Source organism: Eubacterium sp. CAG:161, assembly GCF_000432355.1.
Taxonomy (GTDB): Bacteria; Bacillota; Clostridia; order Lachnospirales; family Lachnospiraceae; genus Eubacterium_G; species Eubacterium_G segne.
Window position 1 is genome coordinate 184,880 of the sequence record NZ_HF991871.1, and the last position, 10,920, is coordinate 195,799.

Sequence of the window (10,920 nt, forward strand, 5' to 3'; positions counted from 1 at the left end):
CCTCATCTTCTAATATCTACATTACTTCTCTAATTATCATGTATATAATATAATGTATGACTCTCTAAATCATACAAACCGACGTCATAGCCACCTCCTTCCTCTTTCCTATAGTAATAATCCCCCTCAGTTATACATGAACTATCAAAATCATATTTATCTGGTTCACTCATAAATTCCGATTGAAAATTATTAAAATATTGCTTAATAACCTTAACGTAATCTTTAGACACTACTGTATAATATGAATTTTCTGAAAAAGTTACATCAAAAGATTTATCATAATAGTATTTACAATAATCTGTGTATTTCTTAAAACCATCATCAAAATACTCATCGCAAGACTTATATCCATCTAAAATAAACTCTTTTGTATTATTTCCACATCCTGTTATTACCATAGCCACACTAATTCCAATTATTATAATTCCATTTGCTTTCATCATATTTACACCGCCTCTCTTAGAATCTAAAATGTAGTTTTATAATTCAATCCCCAACGAAATGGTTTCAACTGTCCTGAATCTTGCATATATTTACCTATATTATTTGCTAATCCCGCAAAACTAAACCATGATCTCGTCTCCGTAAAATCATATATATCACCTATAGATATGACCAAATTCCATTTATGCCCGTCATACATTCTTGCATTAACAAACACTCTAATATGTTGAACAGAATAATACAAATCTCTATTTTCTGTAAACTCAAATGCAAAATTAAATACTTTCTGTCCATCTATTCTTTTTTTGCACTTATCAAGTTCTTTTTTTACCGCCCTACTTAACTGAATATCACTTTTAATTTTATTTGTAAGCTTTTGTAATTTGTTACTAGGCATTTTTTTACCCCCACCATATAAAGCGTGATGAAACATCATCTTTGCAACAAGATATCCCTTTGCGGTGAGAAAAACGTTTGCGGCTTGCCACACATGTCTCTTAAACGTCTTTGTGACTTTTATCGGATAAGTAATTAAATTACCAGTTTCATCATTCCCTATAATTGGATTACCTTCACAATACATATATAAATTATAACTCCATCTATTTTCATTTGCACCAATATATTTTACATCATCAGCATTAATAAATCTTCCCACTTCAGCATCATAGTACCTACTTTGAAGGTAATAAAATCCACTCTCGTTATCAAAATAATATCCTCTGTATGTAATATGATTCAATGCATATGGTATCTCATTTTTCTCATAACAAACTGTATCTACCACATTTCCCCATGCATCATACGCATAGCTTGCAATCTTTGCACCTGTTGAATCAATCAGTCCTATGACATCCCCTTGCATATTTTTTTCATAATAAATGCTTTTCCTGTTAAGTTCCTGATTCATCTCACTTATTTCATTATACTCAAAACCTGCGATGTCTCCATTACCATCATAATAATACCAAATATCATATTTTCTTCCCGATAACTTGTATGTAACAGTTTCTCTTATGAGTTTTTTTCATCCCATTCATAATCAGTAGATGTTATATTTGTTTCTTTATGAGTTCTAAGTCCATTTTGATTGTATTCATAAGTTACGTCCGAATCATCACTCAATATTATTTTTGAAAGTTCTCTGCCTCTTATCCATTCAAATTTCTTCCCGTCATGGTATTTAACAGGATTTCCAACACTATCATATGTTATCTTCTGATTTCCATATTTCGTCAACTGATCAGCCCAATCACCATTTTCATAACTATATTTTATGTCCTGTATATTTGTAAGACTCCCATCCGAATTTATTTTTTTTAGATGCTTTGCCACAACATTTCCAGTACTTGTATATCCGTAAACACATCCCGTGCTATTAACATAATCCAACTCCTTTACTAATCGCCCATGTACATCATAAGCATATTCGTAAATTCTGTTTCCATCAAGTTTAATTTCCGTTATATTTCCCGACAAATCATAAATATATTCATATTTTTTGTTTTCACCATATGCATTTATATTATATGATATCTTTGTATCAGACATTTCGTCCTGATAACTATTCAATATATCCTTTTTGCACAATTGCGAATATATCTCATAACTTATCTTTTTATTCTCATCAGAAGACGTTACCACAATATTATCACCATTATACAAGGTGTCTGTTGTTACGGTTTTATCTTCGTCCGACATATCTGTTTTCTGAGATTCTTGATATGTCACCTTGCTTCCCTGATTCTTTTCAAATGTATAAGATATAATTTTATCTGTTATGTTTCCATCTACATTTTGACTATTTTTTACTTCCTTCATAAATCCATCATTCCTTGCTACGGTGATGTTGTCGTCTGAATATACATAATCATAACTTATTTTCTCTTTACCCGTACAATCTATAAATTTAAGTATTCTCCCTTCATTGTCATATTCTGTAACATATGAACATTGTGTATCATCACAATAATATATTTCAGATTTTTTTGTATATGAATTTCCATTTTCATCAATAGATTTTGTAGTCACCGTTCTTATTTTCTGACCATTTCCATATGAAGTAATTTGTTCTAAAATATTACTATTTTCTGTTATGTTACTTTCATAATTGACTAATTCAACGTCTCCAACTTTCAAGGTTTTCATATCACCATTTTTGTATGACATTGTATATTCTGTCTTCTGATCACATATATAGGTCACATTGCCATCACTGTCATATGTGTATGTTATGCATATGGTATGATTGATATCATTCTGATTTTCCTCTACAATTGCAGTGTTGTTTCCATTCTCATCATAGAAATATTTTATAACTTTATTTAATGTAACATCTCCATAATCTGTTGTTATTTTCTTTGTATCTCCACGATAAATATTTACTATATATGTTACTTTAACACCGTCTTCCATTTCGGAATACTCATAATCGTATAATCCCTTATGTACCTGAGCCGAATATGCACCAAGCCTATCTGTTCCCTTATTCTATGGATTGTCAGTTTTCCTAGGATTAACTGTACCAAAATCATCAGGATCATACACTTCATCAAAATCTGAATCAACAAGCCATGGATCCGTTCCTTCCCTGTACTCTCTTACATCTGACCAACCATCTCCATCACTGTCTTTTCCATCTTCATTCTTTACTGCCGGGTCCGTTCCAAGAGTAAAAACCTCATATCCGTCAGGCAATCCATCTCCGTCACTATCCTGAACGTACTTTGGTTCTGTTTCCGTACTATCCTCTGTCTCAGTATTCCATTTTGTCTTAAAATCCCATATTTCGTATCCGTCTTCTAGACCGTCCCCATCAGTATCTCTTGTCACGGCACTATATGTCCCTGCCTCATCCTGATTTTCTTCACCTGTTTCACTGTTAATACTATAAGAAAGTATGTTACTTAAATATTTTCCGTCTTTTCTTATTGCAACTAATCTTACATCCATATCCGTGGTATCACTGTCTATGTCTAAAGAACACTCCAAATCACTGGTTCTTGCAACCATTTTAAAATCCCCATCATTTTTTCTGGTCGCAATCATGTATTCCTCTAATTCTTTACCTGAGCCATCACCGTAATCTTCCCAGTTCAGATCTATTTTTCCTGTATCTTCCTGATATTCTCCCGTAATATTAAAATCCCCATAATACTTTCCATTCATATCTATAGGGTCAAAGTAATCCACTACAAACATAGGTGCTTTATTCGTAGCTGTTCCACATATCCTCATATATAACATGTTCTCTTCCGTCCCGGTACATAGTGCAATTCCATATGCTTCAGGAATCTCACCAAACGCTATCTTTTCCACCCATTTCTTTACGTCCAGATTGTATTTTTTCCCCTGCTCAAATCCTGTCTGACTTGATATAAGTTCATCAGAATTGGACGGTTTTGTGTTCCATGTTACCTGAGAAATATCCCAGTTTTCTTCAACCGGATATATATTTATTACCGGGTTTCCAACCACTTCCTTTATATCAATGTTCAAAACAGCCAGACTTATAAACTTGTTCTTCAGCCTTTCTTCAAGTCCCCTCCATTTCATAATTGCCTGACCATAAAATCCTTCTGATATTTTTCCAACCAGCATTTCATTACCGCCATCTATGACATAATTCGCCGGATAACCACTGGTTGGATTACTTGCATCAACGGTATCCTTACTCGTCCAGTACATTGTAGTGTCAAGAGTTACCGGATATTTTGTATCTTTTGAATTCAAAAATTTCTCATCCAATGCTTCGGTAACTGTCCATGTATCACCGTTATTTTTTATATCATATTTTATGTTAAAGCTGTAATTAGTTCCGGTACTGTCACACAGGTATGGTGATGAAATATATGCCTTCTTTTTACCTTTTTCATCATATATTCCGATGACATTGGTTTTCTCATCCAGTTCCATGTACATACCATTAAGCACATATTCATAAGTAATCGTATTTTCTGCAGGTCTACTGTTAAAAATGACATTTTCCTTAACACCATTATTTAGTGATATGTACTGTGTTCTGCTATCCTCTCCGGTATATATAACTTCGTAGTCTCCATCACTTTTCTTTGGCATTTCACCTTTTTCCGTTTTCTGCGAAAATGCAATTTCATATTTATCTTTTTTCATAATAATTGGGGTATCTTTGCCGAGTTCTTCCGGAAAATACTGTTTTGAGTTTCCCTCAGTATTCACCATTTTATATTGGGCAATGGCTTTATTGCTTTCCACAACATCAGTCTTTTCAAGTTCCTTAAGATCTTTATTTTCTATTTCTTTTAAAGAGCTGTCATAGTCCTTCCACTTACCATTTTCCTTATAACGTATATCGTCTCCATACCATTCCAGTTTTTTGCTTCCATTGCTCATAAGATATGTGTTTGAGTTTTTGGTTCTTTCGTCTTTTAGTTCCTTTACGACCTTTACCTCATAACTTATCCTCCACTTTTGTTTACTACTTCAATTTCTCCCTATAATTGAAATTACATTAACGTTACTGTTTTTTCTTTTCATTCTCCCATTTTTAAGTATTCCGTTTATAGCCTTTATTTATCTACATTTTATTGTTGGGATTTTAATGTTGCAATAGGTTATGCGTAAACGTATCCGTTTTTTGCGCAAGTGAAGTTTTTTAAATTAATTTTTCATCTCATTAAACTTATCAAATTTCCAATATCATAATTTTATGAATCATCTCTACTGTATATAAGCTTATCTAAGCCAATCTGTTCAATAATATCTACATAGTTTTTAAAATCTATACGTAAAAAGAAAGACCTTAGATAAACTAAGATCTTTCCACCATTCAGTACAATTTAGTGTTATGAAAATTATAATAAATCTACAGTTAAATCATCATCTGAATCATCACTTGCAGTATCTTCATCTTCCTGACCACTTAATTCTTTTCTGCTTTCAACAACAACATTAAGCGAGCTGTTAAGTGAAGTCATCATAGTGCTTTGTGCACTTTCAAAACTATTCATACCTGTTGTAAGAATGCTCTGAACATTTGATAAAATATCATCTGTATACTGCATTGCTCTTGTTCTTAAATCGTTTGCTTCATTTGTAGCTGAATCTAAGATTCCCTGAGCTTCAGTTTGTGCCTGTTCAATAATCTGATTAGCTTCGTTGTATGCCTTCTGCATAATTTCATGTTCACTTACCAACTGATTAATATGTGCTGTTGCTTCAGCAATCATAGCCTCTGATCTTTCTTTAGCATCATTTAAAATAGCATCCTTGTTAGCAATAATCTTCTGATATTTCTTAATTTCATCAGGTGTTCTTAATCTTAATTCCGCTAACAATTCATCAATATCGTCTTTGTTGACAATAATTTTTGATGTTGATAATGGCTGAAATTTACAATTATCAATATATTCTTCTATCTCTGTAATAATCTGCTCAATCTTACTCATATCGCTTCTCCTTTATCTCTTAATCTTATCATAAACTTTATTTACAACTGTTTCAGGAACAAGTTTGCTAATGTCAGCGCCATAATATGCCGCTTCCTTCACTGTACTTGAGCTTAAATAAGCATACTCTAAACTAGTTGTAAAAAAGATTGTATCAATCTCATTGTTTAATACTGTGTTTGTCTGTGCCATCTGAAGTTCATATTCAAAATCAGTAACAGCCCTAAGACCTCTTACTATAACCTTGGCATTCACTTCCTTTGCGAAATCCACCAAAAGACCCTCAAAAGACATCACTTTAACGTTTGGTAAATCCTTAACAACTTCCTCTAGCATTTTAACACGATTTTCTACTGAAAACAACGGAGATTTAGAATTATTATTTAAAACACTGACGATTAATTCGTCCACAACTTTTGAAGCTCTCTTAATTATATCTAAGTGACCCATAGTTACGGGGTCAAAACTTCCCGGATATATCGCTCTAGTCATCCTTTCACTCCATAATCTTAAAAAAAACATGCTTGTTTGTCTTATACTTCTTTTCTTTCGTAATCTCAAATCCTAATTCTTCTGCGTAAGACATATCTGTATCTAGAGAAGCCTCCACAATGATTAAAGAATTTTTATTTATTAAATCAGATTTTCCCAGAAAAATCAACACATCCTTCTCGTATTCTTTGTTATAAGGTGGATCCATAAATACTACGTCAAATATTTCACTGCCATTTAGTCTGGCAAGGGCTTCGTTGCATGACATCTGCATTAACTGTGCTCCATCTTCAAGATGTGTAAATTTCAGATTTTCTTTTATGCAGTTGCAGGCTTCTCTATTATTCTCCACAAGATATGCTTTTTTAGCTCCACGGCTTAAAGCTTCTATGGCAATAGCTCCACTTCCACTAAACAAATCAAGAAATACTGCATCGTACATTAAATCATTAATGATGTTAAATAATGTTTCTTTAATTCTGTCTGTGGTAGGACGGGTATCCATTCCTTTAACGGTTTTAAGCTGTAATCTGCGTGCCTTTCCCGCAATAACTCTCATAAAGCGCCTTGCTCCTTATATTTTAAGAAAATCTCTTTTATATCAGGCAGATGCTTTCATCTGCTCCTGTTGTTTCCATAACAAAACATAAAAGCAAGCACTAATATGCCTGCTTTTACGTTGTCAATAAATGAATTACTTCATCTTATTCCTCTGTGTCCTCAGTTGCTTCCTCTACAGGCTCTTCAACTGTATCTTCAACTTCTTCATCAGGAAGGAGTTCCTTCATGCTTAAGCTGATTTTCTTTTCTTCTTCATTGAAATCAACAATCTTTGCTTCGATTTCCTGACCAATTGATAATTCATCAGCAGGCTTATCTACATGATGCTTTGCAATCTGTGATACATGTAATAATGCATCAACACCAGGCTCAATTTCAACAAATGCACCGAAATCTGTCATTCTTGCAACTTTTCCTGTAACAATAGCACCAACAGCAAACTTTTCACTTGCATTAGCCCATGGATTTGTGTCTTCAAACTTAAGACTTAAAGCAATCTTATCTCCGTTAATTTCTTTAATAAATGTAGTAACCTTATCACCAGGTTTGAAAAGTTTTCTTGGGTTTCCTACTCTGCCCCATGACATTTCAGAAATATGAAGAAGACCATCAGCTCCTCCGATGTCAACAAAAGCACCGAAATCTACAACACTCTTTACAACACCTTCAACAACATCACCTACTTTAATTCTTTCAAATAAAGCTTTCTTAGCGGCTTCCTTCTGTGCAACTATTAACTGCTTTCTGTCACCTATTATCCTCTTCTTTGGACTTAATACAAACTCTGTAATAACAAATTCAATTTCCTGATTGAGATATTTGTTTAAATCTCTTTCAAAATTGTCTGACACAAGGCTTGCAGGTATAAATACTCTTCCGCCTTCAACATCAACACTCAAACCACCTTTCAAAATCTGTACAACTGGTGCTTTGAGAACTTCTTTATTTTCAAAAGCTTCTTCAAGTCTCTTATTTGCCTTCTCTGCAGCAAGTCTCTTATATGATAAAGCAACCTGTCCTTCACCATCATTAACTTTAAGAACTTTGACTGTCAGTTCATCGCCTACTGAAATTACAGTTGTCAGATCTACAGGTGTGTTAGAGTATTCATCTCTTGTAAGAATACCATCAGCCTTATAACCTATATTAAGAACTGCGTAGTCTTCTCTTACACTGATTACCTTTCCTTCAAGAACTTCTCCATTGTGAATAGTCTTGAATGATTCATCCAACATTTGTTCAAAACTCATCTCTGACATTAAGAACGACCTCCTCAATAATATTCTTTGGGGTAGATGCCCCTGCTGTAATACCTATAGACTTTAATGAATTACCTTCACACGACTTCATATAACTGTAAAACTCAGACCCTTCCTTTAAATCATCAGTTGTCTGAATAAAAAATGTATTTTTGCATTCTTCCTTACATATATCGTATAGCTTTTGTGTATTCGAACTATGTCTGCCGCCAATGACAATCATAGCCTCAACTTTTGACGAAATTTCTTTCGCTTCAGCTTGTCTTTCGTGTGTCGCATTACATATCGTATTTACAACATTAATATCATAACCTTTTTTTTCTATAATTTCAACTAAATATTTAAATTTATTGTGGTTAAATGTCGTTTGTGATACAATACATACCTTTGAATCCGATTTAATTGTAATTTTTTCAACATCTTCACTGTTGTTTACAACCCATGCTTTGCCATTTACCCAGCCTTTTATACCTTCTACCTCAGGATGTTTATCATTTCCGATTATAATTACTTCTCTGCCATTAGCACTTTCCTCAAATACAATTTTATGAATTTTTTTAACAAAAGGACATGTTGCATCGACTATTCGTATTTTTTTATTTTCCAATAAATCATAAATACTTTTTTCTACTCCATGGGAGCGGATAATTACTGTTCCTTCTGTAATTATCTTTAGTCCTTCTAAATCATCTATAACCTTTACACCCTTTGATTCCATATCCTGTACAACCTGCTCATTGTGGATAATGGGACCATAGGTATATATTCCTGTATTATGATTTTCTATTTCATCATAAACACTGTTTACGGCTCTTTTAACACCAAAACAAAAGCCTGCGCTTTTTGCCAGCACAATATCCATATACTATTTACCTTCCTTTGCAAGCTCTTTAATTTTATTTACAACTTCTTCAATATTCATGTTGGATGAATCAATTAAAACCGCGTCATCAGCTTTCTTTAAAGGTGAAATTTCCCTGTTCATATCCCTGTAATCCCTGTCTTTAATATCCTTTTCAATATCTTCTATGTTACAGTCCACACCTTTTTCCAGAAGTTCATTATATCTTCGCTCAGCTCTTGTTTTAGAACTTGCCGTTAAATATATTTTAAGGTCTGCATTTGGAAGCACGGCAGTAGCAATATCTCTTCCATCCATAACGACATTATTTTTACTTGCTATGTCACGCTGCATTTCCACTAATCTTTCTCTTACCGGACCATACACTGCAATGGCACTGGTCATGTTTCCAATAACCTCCTGCCTTATTTCACCGCTTACATCTTCATTGTTTAGCTTCATTTTCTGAACACCATTTTCATACCTAATGGATACTTCCGCTTCCCTGCATTTTGCCACAACTTTTTCTTCTTCATCAGCTTTTATTCCTGCTCTATAGCATGAAAGTGCCATTGTTCTGTACATAGAACCTGTGTCCACATAAATAAATCCCAGTTCCTTTGCTACTATTTTGGCTATTGTACTTTTTCCGGCCCCTGCCGGTCCGTCTATTGCTATATTATACATAAATTCCTCCATTTTAATAAATACTGCTTCCTGCTAAATATCCTGTGCTCCACGCCACCTGAAGGTTATACCCTCCTGTCAGTGCATCTATGTCAAGAACTTCCCCTGCGAAATATATACCCGGCACAATTTTTGACTCCATGGTTTTTGGGTTAATGTCCTTTACTGACACTCCGCCTTTTGTAATAATTGCCTCATTATAGCCTCTTGCACCTGAAATACTCATTTTCAATTCTTTTATTAATTTAACCAGATTTTCTCTTTCTTCTTTTGTTATTTCATGTACTTTTTTATATTGATTAATACCGGATAATTCAACAATAACCGGAATAAGTTTTTTAGGCAATAATTTATCTAATGAATTATTGAAATTTCTGTTTATGTTTTCTTCAAAATCTTTTAATATTCTTTTGTCTAATGCCTCATTAGAAAGAGCCGGTTTCAAGTCTATTTTTGCAATAAATTGATGTTCCTTTAACTTGTCACTTATATGACCACTTGCCGACAAAACAAGAGGCCCGCTTATTCCAAAATGAGTAAAAAGCATTTCTCCCATTTCACTATAATATTGTTTTCCTGTTTCATCCTGAATTTTAAGCTCCACGTTTTTAAGGGATAGTCCCTGAAGTTCCTTACAAAATTCCTCTTTAATATTAAATGGCACCAAAGATGGATATCTCTCTGTTATAGTATGTCCTATTTTTTCTGCGAATTTATATCCGTCTCCTGTAGAACCTGTAACAGGGTACGAAATGCCTCCCGTTGCTATTATACAGGCATCACCAATATGTTTTTTTCCATTTTTTTCTTTTAATATTATATTTTCATTTTCTTTACTAACAGATACAATCTCTGATTTCAAGTGAATATTAACTCCAATATCCCTCATCATTTTGTTTAATGCATAAATTACATCTGAGGACTTATCACTTAAAGGAAAAACTCTGTTTCCCCTTTCAATTTTTGTTTCTACTCCTGCACTTTCTATCATTGTACATACTCCGTAGCTGTCTAAACAATGATATGCACTGTACAAAAACTTTGAATTTCTCATTATATTGGCAAAATGATTTTCTATATCCGATGCATTTGTAATATTACATCTTCCTTTGCCTGTTATAAAAAGTTTCTTTCCGTTTTTTTCGTTTTTTTCAAAAACATGAACTTCATTTCCATTATATGCAGCAGCTATGGCAGCCATCATTCC

Annotated in this window: 11 protein-coding genes; all 11 read right to left on the reverse strand. The window is 33.5% G+C overall.

Annotated features, from left to right (window positions below):
- Positions 1-29: 29 nt before the first annotated feature.
- Positions 30-446, reverse strand: a complete 417-nt coding sequence (locus tag Q5O30_RS07440; protein ID WP_021953126.1) for a hypothetical protein — start codon at positions 444-446, stop codon at positions 30-32.
- A 23-nt stretch (positions 447-469) separates the two neighbouring features.
- Positions 470-1,357 (reverse strand): RHS repeat domain-containing protein, encoded by an 888-nt coding sequence (locus tag Q5O30_RS07445; RefSeq protein ID WP_021953127.1) that lies wholly within the window; start codon positions 1,355-1,357, stop codon positions 470-472.
- Between the two features lie 104 nt (positions 1,358-1,461).
- Positions 1,462-2,862: an RHS repeat-associated core domain protein gene (locus tag Q5O30_RS07450; protein WP_021953128.1), complete on the reverse strand. Its 1,401-nt coding sequence runs from the start codon at positions 2,860-2,862 to the stop codon at positions 1,462-1,464.
- Positions 2,863-2,937: 75 nt separating this feature from the next.
- A complete protein-coding gene (locus tag Q5O30_RS07455) occupies positions 2,938-4,818 on the reverse strand; it encodes a DNRLRE domain-containing protein (protein ID WP_021953129.1) in 1,881 nt (626 codons plus the stop codon).
- Between the two features lie 461 nt (positions 4,819-5,279).
- Positions 5,280-5,873: a hypothetical protein gene (locus tag Q5O30_RS07460; RefSeq protein ID WP_021953130.1), complete on the reverse strand. Its 594-nt coding sequence runs from the start codon at positions 5,871-5,873 to the stop codon at positions 5,280-5,282.
- A 12-nt stretch (positions 5,874-5,885) separates the two neighbouring features.
- Positions 5,886-6,365, reverse strand: a complete 480-nt coding sequence (gene coaD / locus Q5O30_RS07465; RefSeq protein ID WP_021953131.1) for a pantetheine-phosphate adenylyltransferase — start codon at positions 6,363-6,365, stop codon at positions 5,886-5,888.
- A gap of 4 nt (positions 6,366-6,369) precedes the next feature.
- Positions 6,370-6,924, reverse strand: a complete 555-nt coding sequence (gene rsmD / locus Q5O30_RS07470) for a 16S rRNA (guanine(966)-N(2))-methyltransferase RsmD (protein WP_021953132.1) — start codon at positions 6,922-6,924, stop codon at positions 6,370-6,372.
- Positions 6,925-7,069: 145 nt separating this feature from the next.
- Positions 7,070-8,185 carry a 30S ribosomal protein S1 gene (gene rpsA / locus Q5O30_RS07475; protein ID WP_021953133.1) on the reverse strand — a complete coding sequence of 372 codons (1,116 nt, stop codon included), beginning with the start codon at positions 8,183-8,185 and terminating at the stop codon, positions 7,070-7,072.
- Positions 8,166-9,047 carry a 4-hydroxy-3-methylbut-2-enyl diphosphate reductase gene (ispH, locus tag Q5O30_RS07480; protein ID WP_021953134.1) on the reverse strand — a complete coding sequence of 294 codons (882 nt, stop codon included), beginning with the start codon at positions 9,045-9,047 and terminating at the stop codon, positions 8,166-8,168. Before ispH ends, rpsA begins: the two co-directional genes overlap by 20 nt.
- A gap of 3 nt (positions 9,048-9,050) precedes the next feature.
- The gene (cmk, locus tag Q5O30_RS07485) at positions 9,051-9,713 is read right to left on the reverse strand and encodes a (d)CMP kinase (protein ID WP_021953135.1); all 663 of its coding nucleotides are present in this window, start codon (positions 9,711-9,713) and stop codon (positions 9,051-9,053) included.
- A gap of 13 nt (positions 9,714-9,726) precedes the next feature.
- The coding region (locus tag Q5O30_RS07490) for an NAD(P)/FAD-dependent oxidoreductase (protein WP_302674637.1) at positions 9,727-10,920 on the reverse strand (1,194 nt) is incomplete at its 5' end.